This is a genomic window from Priestia sp. FSL H7-0729 (assembly GCF_038005685.1).
Lineage (GTDB): Bacteria > Bacillota > Bacilli > Paenibacillales > Paenibacillaceae > Paenibacillus.
This window is the reverse complement of the sequence record NZ_JBBOTQ010000001.1, coordinates 608,309-627,868: the sequence shown is the minus strand read 5'-3', so window position 1 is coordinate 627,868 and position 19,560 is coordinate 608,309. Positions and strand designations below refer to the sequence as shown.

The 19,560-nt window shown below is 44.5% G+C and carries 10 protein-coding genes; all 10 read left to right on the top strand.

Annotated elements, in window-relative coordinates; all coding sequences use genetic code 11:
- The first annotated feature begins 73 nt into the window (after positions 1–73).
- The 10 genes from MHH93_RS02675 to MHH93_RS02630 all read left to right on the top strand — a co-directional run bounded on the left by MHH93_RS02675 (position 74) and on the right by MHH93_RS02630 (position 19,422).
- Positions 74–2,374 carry a copper amine oxidase N-terminal domain-containing protein gene (locus MHH93_RS02675; protein ID WP_500052669.1) on the top strand — a complete coding sequence of 767 codons (2,301 nt, stop codon included), beginning with the start codon at positions 74–76 and terminating at the stop codon, positions 2,372–2,374.
- Between the two features lie 250 nt (positions 2,375–2,624).
- Positions 2,625–3,380 (top strand): class I SAM-dependent methyltransferase, encoded by a 756-nt coding sequence (locus MHH93_RS02670; RefSeq protein ID WP_500052668.1) that lies wholly within the window; start codon positions 2,625–2,627, stop codon positions 3,378–3,380.
- A 246-nt stretch (positions 3,381–3,626) separates the two neighbouring features.
- Positions 3,627–4,574 (top strand): ABC transporter permease, encoded by a 948-nt coding sequence (locus MHH93_RS02665; protein ID WP_500052667.1) that lies wholly within the window; start codon positions 3,627–3,629, stop codon positions 4,572–4,574.
- A 13-nt stretch (positions 4,575–4,587) separates the two neighbouring features.
- Positions 4,588–5,457 (top strand): carbohydrate ABC transporter permease, encoded by an 870-nt coding sequence (locus tag MHH93_RS02660; RefSeq protein ID WP_500052666.1) that lies wholly within the window; start codon positions 4,588–4,590, stop codon positions 5,455–5,457.
- Between the two features lie 65 nt (positions 5,458–5,522).
- Complete coding sequence (locus MHH93_RS02655) at positions 5,523–7,109, top strand: extracellular solute-binding protein (protein ID WP_500052665.1); 1,587 nt, start codon at positions 5,523–5,525, stop codon at positions 7,107–7,109.
- 93 nt (positions 7,110–7,202) lie between these two features.
- Positions 7,203–8,942, top strand: coding sequence for a sensor histidine kinase (locus tag MHH93_RS02650; RefSeq protein WP_500052664.1), 1,740 nt, complete (start codon positions 7,203–7,205; stop codon positions 8,940–8,942).
- Positions 8,942–10,552: a response regulator transcription factor gene (locus MHH93_RS02645; protein WP_500052663.1), complete on the top strand. Its 1,611-nt coding sequence runs from the start codon at positions 8,942–8,944 to the stop codon at positions 10,550–10,552. The genes MHH93_RS02650 and MHH93_RS02645 overlap by 1 nt, the downstream gene beginning before the upstream one ends.
- Positions 10,553–10,663: 111 nt before the next feature.
- Positions 10,664–12,880: an FAD-dependent oxidoreductase gene (locus MHH93_RS02640; RefSeq protein WP_500052662.1), complete on the top strand. Its 2,217-nt coding sequence runs from the start codon at positions 10,664–10,666 to the stop codon at positions 12,878–12,880.
- Positions 12,881–12,897: 17 nt separating this feature from the next.
- Positions 12,898–14,106, top strand: coding sequence for an SGNH/GDSL hydrolase family protein (locus MHH93_RS02635; protein ID WP_500052661.1), 1,209 nt, complete (start codon positions 12,898–12,900; stop codon positions 14,104–14,106).
- Positions 14,107–14,349: 243 nt separating this feature from the next.
- On the top strand, positions 14,350–19,422 hold the full coding sequence (locus MHH93_RS02630) for a golvesin C-terminal-like domain-containing protein (protein WP_500052660.1): 5,073 nt from the start codon (positions 14,350–14,352) through the stop codon (positions 19,420–19,422).
- Positions 19,423–19,560: the final 138 nt, after the last annotated feature.

The window sequence follows — 19,560 nt, the reverse complement described above, 5'->3', positions numbered from 1 at the left end:
AGCGTCTAATACTATGAGTTTTTGAGGGGTTGTAAATAAATGACTAGAGAGTAGAAGGAGCCAAAGACAACGCATGAATATGAAGAAGAAATTATCCATTTTTACCGCTTTAGCCGTTTTTCAGGCATTTGCAGTTGGTTCTGTGAGTGCGCAATCAGCACCGCAAGGTGACACCGTGTCAGTAAACACGACCAATGTGGAATCAGTTGAGGTGTTAAAACAAGAGCAGCCGATTGCAGAGCGTGAAGTGAAGACGGAGAGCAATAACAAATCTATTAATACTCCGCCCACTGAAGCCAAGGACACTCAAACCTCGATCGGTACTGAGGCAACATCCAAAACAGATAGCGAGAAACCTGCAGTGGGTGGGGGAGACACCACTACTAACGAAACAGGCACGAAACCAGTGGTTCAAGAGGAATCCCCTGAGACGGTAGAAGCACCCGCTACGCCAGCTCAAATAGAGCAACCTTCCATTGATGGGATGTCTCCTGTAACAGCAGGTGGGAATCTGACGTTGTACATGAATAGCAACAAAATGGAGCAGGATGGTAAAACGTATCTTGCTGGCCAGCCCATGGCTGTCAAAAACGGTGTATCCTATGTTGCCATCCGTGCGCTGGTTGACCGTGTGGGATACGGCGTTAAATACGATAACAAAACCAAAGAAACGATCATCATTAGTGGTGAGGATGAACTTCGCTTCAAGACAAACAGCAAGGACTATACGGTAAATGGAGAAATAAGAACGATGAAAGGTCCTGCTTATCAGCAAAAAAGTACATTCATGGTGCCGTTAACTTCTATTACTCAAGCCCTGAACATCACCTATAAAGTGAATCAGTCAGCCAAGACGGTTGTGCTGAATCTGAATACGAAACCTGTTGCAAGCTTCACCATTACCCAAAAGGAGATCTTTGCGGGTGATCAAGTGGACTACGTGACTTCTAACAGTTCCCCCAATGGAATGGATATCGTTGACGAACGCTGGACAGGTCGCCAGGATTCATTTGATCAAGCAGGTACATATACGATTTCATATGAAGTACAGGATTCCAACGGCCAATGGAGCGATCCCTATTCAATCACCATTGAAGTATTGAGTCCTAATCTTCCTCCTGTAGCCATGTTCGCCACGGATAAAGAAGAATATAAAATGGGCGAAAAAATAACATACACAGACCAAAGCACAGATGATGAAAATAATATTGTCAAAGCCGTATGGGAGAACAATTCACTTGCTTTCTTTGAACCGGGTCCAAAAACGATAACACTTACAGTTACGGATAATCACGGCGCTACGAATACGTACTCCAAAGTCATTACCATAAACAATGAAACATTATATTCATTTACCGACTTCAATTTACTCTTCACGCCGGTAGGACAGAAGTTTACCTTTAACGGCGGCGAAGTGACTACGATGGAGAAAGTTCCTTATACGTACATGGATGAGCCAAGTTTGCTGATCCGTAGCAACAGTCCGGAAACCGTGAATACGGAAGGGATCGTGTATAAAGAATCATCTTCGGGACAGACCCGTTTCATGATTCACCACGTGAACAATACAGGCAAAAGAGTAAAAATGTATGTGATTGCAACCAATAACAACCCGAATCCGGCTGTATTCGAACAACAAAATATGGGCTTTGCTGGACCTACTCCGTATGCTACCGTAGCAGGGAAACTCTCTATTGATAAATGGTTCAAGTCCATTCAGACTGGAGCAAATCAAAAGAAAGAGTACCTACAACCTGGGGAAAGCAAATTGATTTTGACCGAACTTAATAAAACGCCGATGAAAGAAGGACAAGTCATCTCTCTCTATTCGGATGCATATAGTGATTATTCCTTAGACTATAACGTTATCCTGGTGGAAGAAAATAAAGATCCGTTCGAAGCGTTGCCATTGCTTCCCGTGCTTGATCGTGACGGAGTGCATAACCGGGGGACGTACCCGAACGCGACTCGCATCATAAAGTACGATGAGCACGTGGGACTCAAACCGGCCCGTCTGCCACTTGGTGACAATTCAAGCGATCCCAATCTGGTAGGAACAGATCCGATGGCTTACACAGATGCATCCAATGCCGGTAATTTTGGCGTATTGTACAAAATCACGCTGACCAATGTTGCACCGCGTACGCTAATCTCATTTAATCCTCGTGGAGGGAAGTACTCCGGAGTAGCGCTGGTGAACAACCAGTTGGTATCGATTGCCGAAGGTAACGTTGCGGTTGCCAATTCAAGTGAACAAAGCGTTCTTTACCGCACCGGATCAATTGGAGAAAGCGTAACGATTCTGTTCTCAGCCGCGCCAGGAAGCAACCTGCCGGTTAATCTGCTCTTTACACCGCTCCCATCGGAGAAGTAAGGTAGTTGTCTCTTATAATGAATGGTTTGAGCGGCGCGTTAATCATCGACAGAAAAGACTCCGTAAGGAGTCTTTTCTTTTCATAAGGCAATATGAGGATGTACGCTATGGTGCAATTAAAAAAGCCATATATGGCACCGCTATTTCTACTTAGGAGGAATCCATTCCGATGAATGTACTAGAACGTCAATACAGCCAAGATAAACGCAGCTCATGGACCAAAAAAATATTGATGGGAGCGTGACGATCGATGAACAGTGAAGAACGGTTTACGAGCCGGGTCGATTCGTATTTGAAATACCGCCCGAGCTATCCAATAGAGGCTATTGACCATTTGTACGACGTAGTCGGTTTAGATGTGAACAGTAATATAGCAGACATCGGTTCAGGTACTGGGATCATCTCAAAGCTACTACTGGAACGCGGAAGCTATGTAATAGCGGTCGAGCCAAATCAAGCTATGCGGGAAGCCGCCGAGGAAACGTTAAAAAGCAGTCCGCAATTCGTAAGTATAGCAGGTTCTGCAGAATCTACTGGGTTACCTGATCAGTCGGTTGATTTTATTGTCTGCGCTCAGGCATTTCACTGGTTCGATCGATCCGCAGCCCAAATCGAGTTTCGCAGAATTCTACGGCCAGGCGGGAGAGTAATACTCATCTGGAATTCACGTATTACACACGGTACTCCCTTTCGTGAAGAGTACAATCAACTGCTCCATACATATGGTACCGACTACCAAAAAGTTAATCATAAAAATATTTCTCAAACGATGCTGCTCTCTTTTTTCAAGGAAGGTTCAATGCATGAGATGCGATTCAGGATGAGTCAGGAGTTCGATTTTGAGGGATTGAAAGGCCGGTTGCTATCATCTTCCTACAGCCCTGCACCCGGGCATGCAAATTACGATCCTATGATGTCAGAACTGCGGAATTTATTTGATAAAAATAATCAAGAGGGGATTGTTGCATTCGACTATGAAACTGAGATTTTTTGGGGAGAAGTATAGATCACCAAAATAATATCCAGTTATATCAATAAGGGATAAGAATATAACCGCCAATGAAAGTCGCTATTTTAGCGGCTTTTTTTATATTTTATTAGAACAAGTTTTTGCCCAGCTTGCCTGGACTTACGTGTTGAAAGGATCCCTGGTACACATCCTTAAAATCTTATAAGAAATTCTAGAAATTTCAGAAATTTATCCGATAGGCGGGTGCTATTATACAAATACAAACAAAGACGAGGTGATGAAATGCAAGCGAAACTGGCAGCGGACGCCGTTCCCATCTCCACAAAGCGAAAGTCATGGATCAGGACAATACAAAAGCACAAAGTGATGTATGCACTCTTATTACCAGCCTTAATTTACTTTGCCGTATTCAAATACATTCCCATGGCGGGAATCATGATTGCTTTTAAAAACTACAACCTGGCTTTGGGACTATGGGATAGCCCCTGGGTGGGATTCAAAAATTTTACGGATTTTATGAACGGCGTTTATTTCTGGGACATCATGAAAAATACAATCATCATATCGCTGTATAAGCTATTGTTCGGATTCTCCGCGCCCATCGTACTTGCTTTACTCCTCAATGAAGTGTATAGCCAATGGTTTAAGAAAATCGTACAGACCATCACGTATTTACCTCATTTTCTGTCATGGGTCATTGTGTATGGAATTATTGTGGCTTTACTAGCCCCAGGCGATGGTCTCTTTAACATGATTATGAAGGATTTTGGTTTTGAACCCATCTCGTTTCTAACGGAACCTGACTGGGGCAGATTGCTGATCATCTTATCTGAAGTATGGAAGGACATTGGATGGGGAGCGATATTGTACCTTGCCGCCTTGGCTGGAATCGATCCAAGCTTATATGAAGCGGCGCGAATGGATGGTGCTTCAAAATGGAGACAGCTATGGCATATCACGTTACCCGGTATTCGAGGAGTCATTATTCTGATGCTGATTCTTAAATTAAGCCATATCCTGGATGCGGGTTTTGACCAAATTTTCATGTTTGCCAATACCTTTAACCAGGAGAAGATCGACATTATCGACACATGGGTATACCGTGAAGGGTTGGAGCGTCTCAAGATTGGCTTGGCTACTGCTGTAGGATTGTTTAAAGCTGTCATCGGATTTGCTTTGGTGTTGGCAGCGAATAAGCTCGCCAAAAAATTCGATGGGCAAATCTGGTGAGGTGGTCTTTAGAATGATCCATATGACAATTGGTGAAAAAGTCTGGCAAACCGTCGTTTATGTGATGCTTATTTTGTTATCCCTACTTTGTGTGCTGCCCTTCCTATATGTGGTTGCTGTCTCCGTAACGCCAGAGTCGGAAGTATTAAGAAGAGGGATTGTGATTATACCCGAATCCTTTACTTTACTGGCCTATAAAGAAGTATTCGTTTCTCAGGGGATCTGGCAGGCGTATAAAATTACGTTGTTTCGAACGATTGTAGGGACTGCGTTAAATGTATTTTTTACAGTAATCGCGGCATATCCGTTATCCAAAAAATATTTGCCCGGAAGAAGTCCGTTTTTACTCTTCATTGTATTTACCATGATGTTCAGCGGTGGGTTAATTCCGACCTATCTACTAATTCGTTCTCTCGGATTGTTAAATAGTCCGTGGGTATTGATTATTCCCAATCTCATTAGTGCATTTAATCTGGTGATCATTAAAGGATTTTTTGAGCAACTACCTGGTGAAATCGAGGAATCCGCGAGGGTAGACGGTGCCAGTGAGCTTCAGACGTTATGGCGGATCATTTTACCTCTGTCGTTACCCGTGCTTTCAACCATTTCCTTGTTTTACGCAGTCGGGCATTGGAACAGTTATTTCGATGCCATTGTATATATTAATGATTCCAACTACATGCCACTTCAAGTGATTTTGCGCAATATCCTGCTTAACGTGGCAACACAAAACGCTGATTCACTCGCCAATTCCGGCGCTGTCAGTACGTTCGCTGTGCAGATGGCTACAGTTGTTGTAACTACGGTCCCGATATTGATCGTTTATCCATTTTTGCAAAAGCATTTTACCAAAGGTGTGCTCCTGGGATCCGTTAAAGGATAAAAGGTGTTCCAACCTAACTTATTACGGGGAAACCGTGATAATATACAAGCAAAGGAGAGGTCAATATGCAGCGTAAAAAGATTTCATTTGCTATTCTGTCGGCAATCTTAGGACTTGGAACGCTATTGTCGGGTTGTGGGGGAAATGAAGAAGTTACATCGACAACCTCGAGTAATTCGCAAGGCCAGTCTGGCCAGTTTGCAACCAAAATGAAGATCTCCATGTTTAACCAAGGTACATTCAATGCTGCAGCTCCTGTACCTCCACGGGATGAAGATATTCAACGCCAAATGTTGGAACAAGAGATGAACATCGACTTGGATATGATGATTCCTCAAGCGGGTCAAGCAACAACCAAACTAAATACACTCATTGCAGGCGGAGATATTCCAGACTTGCTCTTCTTGAAGAGCCGTGCTGATCTTGCGCAATATTACGATCAAGGCGTGCTTGCGGATTTGACACCTTATCTGGATCAGTTTCCTGAATTACAGAAACGGTTTGGCAATGACTCCTGGGAGGCGATGTCCTATCAAGGGAAAACCATTGGAGTTCCAGGTTATGATAATGTAAACGGTATTAGTCGAAGCTTCTTCATCCGTAACGATTGGCTGAAAAAGCTGAATATGGAAGTACCAACGACACCTGATGAGTTGTTCGAAGTTATGAAAGCCTTTACAGAGAAAGATCCGGACGGTAATGGCAAAAACGATACGTACGGATTCATCGGCGGTATGAATAAAGAAGGCAATCTACAAACCTACGGCTTTGATAGCTTGATGTGGATGTTTGGCGTTAATCCTCCTTCGGCCGTTGAGATAAAAGATAATGAACCGGTATTTCTGTTTATCGATCCCAAAATGAAAGAGGCACTTGCTTACATTAATAAAATGATGGCAGCCAAGGTCGTTGACCCGGACTGGGTAACAATGAATTCGCCTGATCTGTTGGACCAAAAGATGTTTAAGGGTAAAGTTGGCTTCATGATCAGAGATGCTCGCAGGCTGGAGCCGGATTATCAACAGAAAATGAAAGAAATTAGCGGAGAGGTGCCTGAATGGATCGTTATTCCTCCGATGAAAGGTCCTTACGGGGATCAGATTGTAGAGAGAAAATCATTCCAGGGCAATTCATGGGCCGTATCCGCAAAAGCGGACGAGGAAAAAATCATTCGCATCTTATCCATGTTGAATTATCTCTTTACGGACGAAGAAGCCTACCCGAATTTTGCATACGGAATCAAAGGCATTCATTGGGATGTAGTAGATGGCAAGATCAAAAATAAAACCTCCGAGTTATCGAAGGAAATGAAAGAGAAGTACCTGTGGGTCGATCATTATAGAATGCCGCGCCGTGGTGATGATGCGGAGTACTTCAGCTTCCAGAATCCGAAGACGGCGGAAGCTTTCAAGAACAATCAGCAATATGTGGGGCCAACGTTGCCCGGTAATTTATTGACCCCAGACCCGAGCGACACCTTGGATGCTGACCGCCAACGGTTCATTAATGAAAGCTTGGTTAAATTTATGACGGGCAAAGAACCTCTTTCCAACTGGGACAATTTTCTCCAAACGTTGGATACCAAGTTTGATATGCAGAAGTATAAGGAAACAGCCACCCAGCAATTTAAAGATGCCGGCCTCATCAAGTAAAAATAAACAAAGAGAGAGTGGCTATTCGTAGCCCCTCTCTTTATTCGCATATGCTATTCTTAGTACAAAACGGAACTAAAAGGAAGATGATCCATGCGAAGAAGAATCAGCTTGCCTTTAAAATTATTTTTTATCGTGTTTGCATTTGTATTGGGTTGCATCCTCTTGATAAGCCAATTATCTTATCGCTATGTCCAAAAAGAGATACGAACCAATGATATTTATTACACCAATCAAATATTAGACAAGGTGGACCAGTACTTTACCGTTAATTTTTCCTCCTTCCAAACGATCCTCTTCTCGGTTGAAACTTCGGTGAAAGCCAACATTAACAATACTGAAGTGATAAAAGAGCAATTAAGAGAGCTTTATGAACTCAACAGTAATTATGTTAGTAATATTTATTTGATCAAAAGCGATTTATCCATTCTAGGCGGAAGTGCACCTACACGAATATTCGATGAACCTTTATCGGAAAGGGAGCCTTTGTATGATGCGGCTGACAAAAATAAAAGGACTACCTTTGTTAGTGAACCATACAAATCAAAGTACTCCGGCTGGACTGTTACAATGGTTCGATATCTGAACGGTGCTCCGTTTCCTATGGCCATTGCGGTTGATCTGGATCTAAATGCCATTGAAGAAACCTTGTTCAAGATTAATAAACAGGAACAAATGAATCTGGCTCTAATCACCGCGTCAGGGAAGATCATTGCCGGATTTTCTGAAAATAAAGGACCCCTTAGTATTCAAGATCATACGTTTTCAATCGGAGAGACGTCAGCGGAAGAAATTTTGGATACGTCAGAAACCACCCTTCAAGTGCATACGAAGGATGGCATTCCCGTCTCCCTTTTGAAGAAACCAACGGAGAAATTCAACTGGACCATCATCTCGATCAACGATGAATCACGTTTGAAAGCAGCGTTATCCAGATTGGAAACCTATTATATTGAGCTTCTGGCTGCAGGTCTTCTTTTAAGTTTGTTCATTTCTTTTATGGTTGCCAAATTTATAAGAAAACCACTCTATACACTCAAAACAAAAATGAAGCAGGTAGAGCAAGGCATCCTCACAACGACAATAACCATCAACCGAAACGATGAGTTCGGAGATCTCTCACGAGCATTCGATCGGATGTTACAGCAAATTGTTGAACTGATTCGCCGAGCCGAGCTTCATAATGAACTTGAGCGGAAGCTGGAAATCCAGGTGTTACAGTCTCAAATCAATCCACATTTTCTGTATAACACGCTTGGTTCGATCAGCAATGTGATACGTCTCGGACAAATAGAGAAAGTAGATGTAGTGATCGGGTCGCTTATTTCATTATTAGAATACGGGATAGACGATGCTTCTGAGAAGGTTTCCCTACGTCAAGAATTACGTAATGTAGCGGACTATATCGAGATCCAGAACATTCGGTATAACCGAAACTTCAATTTGATTGAAGATATTGAAGTAGGGTTACTTGATTTTCCAGTTTTCCGAATGCTGCTGCAGCCTCTTGTGGAGAATAGTATCTTCCATGGTTATAACGGTGGGGGAATTGAAGGTCCTATTACGATTCATGCGTACAGGGAAGACGGTATCGTGATCATAGAAGTTGTTGACCAAGGTGAGGGAATTGCAGCCGACAAATTAAAGCATATTTTAATCTCAGAACCGAGTGAAGAGGACGTGAAAAGAAAAAGAATCGGGTTGAATAATATTCATGGTCGAATAAGACTTCACTACGGAGATCAATTCGGACTGGATATCATTAGCATACCTAAGGAAATAACCCGCATACGCGCATTATTCCCGGCAGAATTGCAAAAAGGAGATGCATAATGGGGAAAGAGTATACCTGCTTCATTGTTGACGATGAAGACCTGATCATTCAACGATTGGAATTGTTTTTTAGTGAGCTATCTCATAGGGATAAGCGATTTGTTCTAGTGGGAAAAGCAAATAATGGGCTGAATGGGATCGAGGAGATCATCAAACTTAAGCCGGATATCGTCATATCCGATATCGTTATGCCGCGAATGGACGGAATCTCCATGATTGAGCAGCTCAAGGCGGAACTCCCCCATACCCAGTACATACTTTTGACCGCCTATTCATCCTTTGAATACGCCCAGCGAGCTATTCAAGCCAACGTATTGGAGTATATTGTAAAGGTTCCGCTAAGGGAAGCCGATCTGAATCGAGCATTGGATAAGGCAGCTGGAATTTTAAATGAGTTTGAGAAAAAAGAAGCGGAATTTCACTCGTTAAACGTATCCGTACTTGAAAATAAATATAGAGTCCGTAAGCAATTTTTTAACGAACTGATCCGGGGTGAAATTCCTTCTCATCGGGCATCGGATTTTGCCAATCGCATGCAGTTTCATTTCTTTCAAGCCAACTATTGCTGCTTCATCGTTGAGATGAATACGTATGAAAGTTTCCGAAACGAATACGCTGCCGCTGATCAAAACATCTTGAAATATGCGATTACGAATATCATCGAAGAAACGGTGATGAGTGGTGGCAGTGGTGTAGCTGCGGATCTGTCTGATAATCGGTTTATTGGCTTTTTATCCTGGGAAAATAACCGCAGTGATATGGAAACGGAATATGCTTGCCTATCCTTGGGAGGGCAGATCATCACTCATTTGCATCAATATTTGAATCAAAGGGTATCCGTCGCTTTTGGAGGTCCACACCGAGGCTGGGAATCGATCAAACAGGCATACACGGAAGCTAAAAATGTGAGTGAGGATTTCTATTATCATACCGAAAAAGTAGTCAAAACACCGATGCATCGGTTCCAATACCATAATGACAAAAAAGCAGACTTTCAGCAAAAGGTGAATGATTTTCTTATACGGCTGAAACGAAAGATTTCCAAGGAAGAGCTGGACAATGCACTTGCCGAACTGTTGCAATTTGTTTCGGACCATAGAATCCACAAATCCATCATGGCGCCCATGATTAGAGACTTGTACAGAGAGATTACCTTAAAGTTTAAATCGGGTAACAAGTTGACCACGGAAGTAGCAGAATTCCCTATGGAATATATGGCATTTCAAGAGCAGCTCGCCTACATTGGCGATTTCACATTCGAATATGTGCATGCAGGCCAACGATTACATCGTGCAGAAATCATGAGTGCTATTCATTTTATAGAGAAAAACCTGAAACAGCGTTTAACGCTGGAGGCCATTGCGGAGGAAGTGAATCTAGCGCCATCGTATTTTAGCAGCTTATTCAAAAAAACAATGAACGAAGGTGTGATTAGCTACATCAACCGTAAAAAAATCAACCTCGCTCTCGAGTTGTTAAATGTCCGGGATTATTCATTATTGGAATTGTGCGAGGAAGTAGGCATTGTCAATGAAGGTTACTTTTGCAAACTTTTTAAAGAATATACCGGTGATACACCTAAGCAATACCGGATCAAAATGACACGGTAGGAATTCCAATAAGGATGCAAAAAATGTATGATTTTTTCGTGAAATCCTGTAAAAAAACACGGGCCAAAACCATTACCATGATAGGAGCATCTAATCATGGAGGTTATCAAAATGGAGTCTATAAAAGCTGATGTAACCGTCGTAGGTGGAGGTATTGCAGGGATATGTGCTGCCATTGCAGCAGCACGCCAAGGTCTGCAAGTTTCACTTATTAATGATCGGCCGGTTCTAGGGGGAAATGCGAGCAGCGAGGTCAGAGTGCATATCAACGGGTCGGCTTATCTCGGAAACAGTCCATCCTACTATGCTCGAGAGGGCGGGTTGATAGAAGAACTGAAGCTGAAGATATTTCATTACAATCCGTTATACAACAAGAAGCTGATGCTTTCACTTTCCGATACAGTCTTACTCGACATGGTTTATGATGAGCCCAACATTTCTCTATTCCTGAACACATGCGTACATGAAACGGGTATAGAGAACGGCAGAATCCAATGGGTGGAGGGCCTTCAATTGGCTTCCGAGAGGAAATTTCGTTTTGAAAGCCCAACCTACATCGATTGCTCCGGGGATGGAATTGTTGGATACCAAGCAGGCGCTCACTTCCGATGGGGAAGAGAGGCGAAGCATGAATACCAAGAGGAGCTGGCTCCTGAAGTGGCGGATCATTACACCATGGGCGATACGATTCTGTTTCAAGCTCGTGACGTAGACTATGCCGTTCCTTACAAAAGGCCCGGCTTTGCGTATGATATTACGAAGCTGGAGTTTTTTGATAGTATCCGAAAAGGGTTAAACCATCGGTCTTTTCCAAGGAAAATCAACGGACTTGGCGGATTGTGGTGGCTGGAATACGGTGGACATATGGATATTATCAAGAATAATGAAGACATCGCATTGGAACTGCGAAAATTGGTGTACGGAATCTGGGATTATATCAAAAACAGCGGCGAGTTTGATGATGTAGACAATCTCATTCTGGATTATGTATGCCCGATTCCGGGAAAGCGGGAGTCGAGACGATTTATAGGTGAACACATGCTGTCTCAGAACGATCTTACAGCAAAAACACCTTTCGAAGATGCGGTATCTGTCGGCGGCTGGTATATGGATCTGCATGCGAATAAAGGCATCTACGATGAGGGACCAGCTACAGCATGGAATTTTGTGCCGGGATTATATAATATCCCGTTCCGTAGCTTATTTTCACGCAATATCCCTAATCTCATGTTCGCTGGCCGCAATATAAGCGCTACCCATGTGGCTTTTGGGTCTACAAGGGTCATGGCAACCTGTGGTTGTATGGGGCAGGCTGTAGGGACGGCTGCTGCGTTATGCGTAAAATATGAGACAGACCCCGCGACCCTCGTCAAAACCCATATGGGTGAGCTTCAGGCGCAGCTGCTTCGAGACGGGCAAACGATTGTAGGGCTTCAAGAGCCGTTGGATCGTTATTTCGCAGATGGATTAACGATTCGTGCCTCGTCTCAGCGAAGCTATGAACATCTTCATCCAACCGAAGAGATCTCCTTGGACAAAGCATTATGTTTGGTCTTGCCGATCCAGACATCTCTGGTTGAAAGTGTACAGATCAAAATTAAAAATAGATCCGAGCAATCGGAAACGTTGCAAGTGAAGCTGTACGGCGGGGAGCAGAAGGAAAACTATATTCCCACCAGCGAGCTGAAAGACTATCACTTGCTTATTTCAGCGGGTTACGATGACTGGATTACGCTGGACCTGGGCTGCGAGAAACCGGCTGATGACAAGGTCTACATCGTATTGGAAGGTTCAGAGAGCCTTGCGATACACACCAATGAAGAGAAAATGACTGGAGCGGTGAGCTTCCTTTATAGACCGGAAGAGCCATCCAGGCTGAAGAAACTTAATAAGAGCATTTGCTTCAAAGACCTGATACCATCTCAAAATATGTATAATCCCGCGAATGTTGTAAACGGTTTCTCCAGACCTTATGGCCTGCCGAATGGCTGGATTTCGGAACGTACCGAAGGACAGGAATGGTTGGAATTTGGTTTTGCAAGCCCCAGGAATCTGGATGAAATTCATCTTGTTTTCAATTCGGAGCTGAATTTGGAGCATTTCGACGATCCAATTGAGCCACTAATCCAGGATTATGATGTGACCTTAACGTTAGAGGACGGAAGTGAGAGTGAAATTAACGTCCGTGGGAATTATCTTTCGCTGAATAAACATCAAGTGAACGCAACAGGTGTAACCCGAATCCGGTTTGATTTCTACGCAACGTATGGTTTACCTTATTATGAAGTGTTTGCAGTTAAACTTTTCGCTCCTAAAAACGCTAAGTGAGGTTGGGTGAAGTCGAGATGAAGGAATTATTCCCACGAACAGGGTTACCTAATGTCATTCAGAAGTTGGAAAATGGAGAAACCGTGACCACCGTTTATTTTGGTGGCAGTAATACACGTTCGGAAGGATACAGGGTCATGACGACGGAGTGGCTGCGAGGGGAGTATCCCCATGCCGATATCCATGCTGTGAACGCAGGCATTGATGGGACAGGATCGGACCTCGGCTGCGCCCGTTTGCAGACGGATGTACTGCGTCATCAGCCTGATCTCGTGTTTGTTGAATTTGTTGGCAACGATGGCGGAGTTCCTGAATCGAAGGCGAGAATCGAAGGCATTGTGAGACAGATCCGCAAGCAGAGCTGTTTTATCGACATCCTGTTCGTATATACGATTAAGGAGCGGGATCTGAACTTATTTCAATCTGGGGAGTACCAGAAGGGCGCTCTTATGCAAGAGGAAGTCGCCGACTATTACGGCATTCCTTCGATTCATCTGGGTGTGGCGGTCAGTCAATTGGTTTCAGATGGCAAGCTGATTTTCACCTCAAGTGCAGATGTATCCATTCCCGGTGCCGTTATTTTTACGCATGATTCGATCCATCCAACGATTCCCGAAGGACACCAGATTTACACGGATACCATCACCCGGTCATTTAAGAAGATGAGCGAACTTCGAGATCACGTGGGAAAAGTGGAACATCATTTGCCGCAAGACACTCTGGTCCCGGCCAATCCTTGGGAGTATGCAACTATGCTGCCACTGGATCGTCTTACTCATTTTTCCGCAGGATGGTCTTACATGACTCCCGATGATTTTGCCTTAGTGCGCGAGTATGATTGGTTGTTCCCCGGTCTATGGCGAGCAGTTGATCCCGGAGAAGCGATCACAGTGGAGTTTGAGGGAACACACATCGGCTTATTCGATATCGGGGGGCCGGATTCTGGCAGATTGAAGGTATCGGTGGATGGAGAGGAATCCTTTGTTATCGATCGGTTCACACCCTATAACGATCATAATCGAAATCAGTATATTTTCTTGCCGGAACTACCGAATGGAAAACATACTGTTCGCTTCGAGATCGATCACGAGAAGACAGACAAAGCGGCTGTATTTAAGGCAAGTGGCAATGAACGAAGTATGGAACATGTTCGGCAGCATCCAGCTTGGTATGATCAAACGGTCATTCAGCTTGGAAAGTTGTTATTGGTGCAGCCGCCATTATAATAGATAAGTCCAACTTGGAAGATTAGGACATTTGGAACACATGAGAAACCTGCATTCTATCTGACTGCAATATGCGCTCAGGTAGATGTAGGTTTTTTTACTTGAAATCGTATAAGAAATTCTTAAAATGATAGAAATTTCACCGTGAAGTGACATGCTAAGATAAAAACAGCAGAACGGATTAGTCAGAAGGCAACACATTTTTGAAAGCGTTACCATTATTGAGGAGAGGCTGTGAATTGTATGGTCCAAAGGAAGCTGTTTTTTTTCATCGTTTTCATGTTGACGATCGTAGTTCCTTTCAGCCTGATCGGAATAAGGGCCGCTTATGCGGAGACCTTACCTTATCAGACGATTATCATCGATGACGGGAGTATCAAGATCAATGATGTTGTAACACCTGATGCGGGTAACGAGAACAATGGATATTCGGCTCCAAATTGGGCCACAAGCACAGGGGTGAAAGGGTATGATCTTTCAAGCTCCAAATATACGAGTACAGCAGGCCGAACGATCACATGGAATCCACGCTTGAAAGCAGGAACAGCGAAAATTTCGTTCTATAAGCTGGATTGGGCAGATAAAGCAGATAGCAATGTGAAAATTGAGATTGTTCATAATGGGACAACGGATGTAGTCTTTATGGATCTAAGACCCTCATCTGGCGAGCCAGCGGGTTGGGTTGATTTGGGAGAGTATTATTTTTCAGGGGTTGGTGAAGAATTCGTTCAATTAACCCGGTCTACCGGCACCACGAACACGATTCTTACGCGCGCGGATGCGGTCAAGTTCGAAGGAAATATTAAGCAAAAAGAGCCACATAAGACGATCATCATTGATGATGGAAGCCTCACCATTGATCATGTTGTCACTGTTGATTCAGGCAACGTCAATAACGGGTTCTCTGCTCCGTATTGGACGACAAGTGCAGGAGTAAAGGGCTACAACAATTCCAGTTCCAAATATACGGATGCCGTAGGTAGAACGATCACATGGAATCCGCGCTTGGAAGCAGGGACGGCGAGAATATCGTTCTATAAGCTGGATTGGGCGGATAAAGCAGATAGTAATGTAAAAATTGAGATTGTTCACAACGGGATTACGGATGTGAAGTTTATGGATCTAAGACCTTCGTCGGGTCCATCATCTGGATGGGTTGATTTGGGGGAGTATGAGTTTAGTGGGGATGATACCGAATTTGTCAGGCTGACTCGAACGCAACCTACGACGGGTACCATTATTACGCGGGCTGATGCAGTCAAATTCGAAGGAAATATCCGGCAGAAAGCCCCGCCGTTGCCCCCGCTGCGGAGCCGCACTTTAGCGAATCTCAGTTACACGGAAAAAGGCAGTATCGAGAATGATAACTATAAAGCAACTTTCTATGAAGCAGCGTGGGATGGGGGCAGCTCTATCGTTCGTGATATGTTCTACAAAAACACGGAGACGGGGAACTGGGTTCCAATCAATAATGAATCGGAAAGACTTGAAGAACAATGGGTTTTATTAGATGGGAATGCGGGCAGCCGAACCAATTACTACGATACGATGAACAAACGCTGGATTACATTTGACGGAATTACTTTTCCCGACAGCCACACGGCGGTATTAACCGATTCCTCGCATGGAAGTGATTACGATTTGCAAGTGAACTGGTCCATGGCAGGGGATAAACCAGATGTTTCCTTTGCCTTCACGCCTCGTCGCGACGGTAACTACGTGATTGGATACCAGTCCTTCACAACAGAGTCAGTCACGGGCATCAACGAAGTGTTAAATGGATTCCGGTCACATGCCAAAATGGTAGGTACCGTGGAATCAACAAGCTTGCGGGAGCTGAGCGCTCCGATGAGTCTGGTTGAGAAGAATGATGGTTCGGGGAATCCATTGACGTATGGGGTGTTTGTACCTTCGGAAGAACTACCGGTTGAATTTGAGCCGACGGGGGGTGTGACGAAACAACGGCTGGGCATGAGCCTGGTCAATAACGAAGGTAGTGTGCAGCCCATCCTGTATGCGCCTCAATTAGGGACGTATTCGCAAATGACCGCAGAAAGCACCTATCAATTTCATATGGGGTTAATCGCGCAAAAAAGTAATCTGTATGATTCCTACACGGATATTCTTCGCAATGAGTACGATTATTCGGCATATCGTGAAAATGTATCAAATAAGTCGCTTACTGACGCGATGTTTAATATGATCGATTTGCTCAAGATTGAGCCGCAAGGAGACGACTCTGTTAATTATGTCCCGTCACCCAGCGGGTGGTGGAGCCGTGCCAAGGGTTTTATTGATATTGAAAATGAGGATAGTGTTAGAACAAGTTCGAATGCGGTTCTTCTGGGGGCTTACTATTTGACCGGGGATGACCAGCTTTATGATACGAGAGCATTGCCGTCCGTTCAGTATGGCGTATCGCGAAATGGTATCGGTTGGTCGCCGACGCAGAAGAAAGTATACGGTGTACCTTCCTTATGGAAGATGGCTACTCTGCCGTTTGATGTTTCAAGCGTAGCCGCTGTCAATCAGATGATGGGCACTTCGGCAGGAATTGGGGCGCTGGCAGAGGAAGAGTACCTTATGCGTGATCCTGACCAGAAAGACCGCGGGCCTGTCATTCAGCCTCTAATGATGTATCGTATGACGGGAGAGGCACAGTACTTGCAGGCTGCGAAGGATGCGGCCGACAACTATATTACACAACATATCGATACACCTGCGTCTATCGATGTGAGTAAAAATGAGTTCATTTATTATTATAGTAAGCTGTGGATGGAAATTTTGGAGCTTTACGAAGAAACGCAGGACCCCAAATACTTGGATGCCGCTTACAAGGAAGCTAAACGGTATGCAACCATGTTTGTTGCTCGTCCAGTTCCTGAAGGGAATGTTACGATTCCTCAACCGGAGACATATAATTACGCGGAGTCATTCCATTGGCCGGAAAGCGGTAAATTTCAATATCCTCGGCTCAAACTTCCCGAAGATATTGCCGGAGGCGTTCAAGCCGAGCGTTGGCTTGTTTCACCAAGCGGATTGACGTTTGAAGCAGGAAGTACAACCGGCTATTATCGGATGAATGCTCAGGAAGCACCGTTCATGCTGCGATTGTCGCTCTATACAGGGGATAAACTGCTGCAGGATATTGCTCATAATGCAGTTATTGGTCGTTATTCCAGTTATCCCGGTTATTATTATAAAGGCTTTGCCGTTAGCCAACTTGAACCGGACTTCCCACTGGAAGGTCCAAGTGGTGCTACATCCATCTATTATCACCATATTCCGGGGCAGCTCGGGCAAACCATGGATTATTTGATCAGCGAACAATCCTTGAAATCGAACGGGAATATTACATTTCCATCCGTATTCGAAACGAATTTTCTATGGTTCAAATATCACCTCTATGGGAATAAACCAGGTCAATTTTATGGAAATTCCGACGTTTGGCTCTGGATGCCCAAGGGGATCATTAAGACCAATCATCCTCAATTGAACTGGATCACAGGTGAGAGTGGAGATAAATTCTACATTGGGTTAAGCAACGCATCATCAGAAGAAATTCAGACTCCGATCGAATTGAATGAACAGATCATTGGGTTTAACCCGGCACAAGATTATACTGTAACGATCATTCGCGACAATGGTACACCAGAGCAGACCGTCATGAATGGTGGAATCATTCAAGCCACGATATCAGGCAAAGGAATCACCGCGATCATTGTAGAGGGACTCAATATTGATGTACCGCTGCATCAGGTCAGAACGGCTGATACATCTGATGCCAGTTATTTCTTTGATACACACAGTCCAATCGATGCAGTTAAGGGCATGCTGCTCGTCAAGCCTGACGAGACGGTCTATGATGCCTATGTACAGGCCAAGATGACAAAACCAGCGACCATTCATTATTCCTTGGATGGCGGGGCTACGTATACAACCGTCCCGGATACGATCTACCCGATGGAATGGTCGATACGGGTGAATGATTTATCCCAAACCTTCACGTACTACGTGGAATCGGAGGGGAAACAGACCCGTAAGCGCACACTCTATCTGCCGGATCAGGTAACAGAAACGCCAGTCCAGCCCGATGATGGGCAGGATCATTCATCAATCATTGTGGATAATACGGAGGCGGAGACAGAAGGCGTCTGGATAAGGGATACGACAGCTAACGATTATTATTATGATAACTATGTGTATGCCAAATCTACAGCAGGCACAGCAACAAGCAAAATGAGATGGCGGCCTGATCTGCCGGAAAGTGTCACGTACAGTGTGTATTACAAGATTCCGCAAATCACTGCAACGAGTGAAAATTGGGCAACCAATGCCTCGTTTACCGTTTATTATAGCGGAGGCTCCGAGACGGTTACTGTTGATGAGACAACGGCGAATGGTACTTGGGTGCACCTGGGGGATTATCCTTTTGCTGCAGGTGATAGCGGGTACGTGGAACTAACCAATAAGGCCAACAAATCAAGAGTCGTAGCCGATGCAATCATGTGGGTGGACCCAAACAGGGTGCCGCAATTGGAGTCTGCAGTGATCCTGTCCGATCGGAACGATCTGCAGATGACTCAAACCGCACAACTGAGCGTAACCGGTTATTTGGATAACGGTTTGGTCGGTGATCTTACACAGGCCGATGTGCAATATTTCGTTGATCGGCCGGATCTTGCTGAAGTGGACAGCAGTGGGTTGTTGACCCTGCTCAATCTCGATGGGGACACGGATCACATTGAAGTCTGGGCCACGGTGACGATTGACGGGATGACCTTAACCACACCGCCTTTGACCATCACAATCAGGGACCTAACGGTTATCGTGGACAGTACAGATACAACAGGGTTATACACGACAGAAGGGTCGTGGAGCCAAAGCAATTTAGCCGGATACAAAATTGGGGTTAAATCCCGCTATTCAACAGTTCAAGGATCATCCGCGACGTGGAAAGGCCAGTTCCCAGAGGGGAAATATACGGTCTCGATCTACAAACTTGTCCATACGACGGCAAACGATAACAATGTCAAAGTGGAAGTGAAGCATAAGACGGGTACGGAGGTCACCTATATCGATGCAACAGTCGGCTCATCGGGTTGGGTTAATCTAGGAACGTTCGACTTTACGGGTGACAGTAGCGAGTATGTCCGGTTAACCAGAGTTACGCCTACAACGGTAGACCCACCAACGCTTCCTGCGGATATGATCTATACGAGGGTTGACGCAGTTATGTTCGAACGGCATTCTGATGATTCGCAGTTGCTTGCAAATGAGCCAGATGAACCGATACATTCTGAACAAGAGCAGTGAATTATGAATGGAAATGAAGCAACGGCAAGGGTGGGATACAAATTATTGTAAAATAACGCTAAGAGCCGAGTGGATCAAAACGATCCATTTGGCTCTTTTTGTTTAGGAGCAAGAAGGGTGGTCACAGAAAAGGAAGCC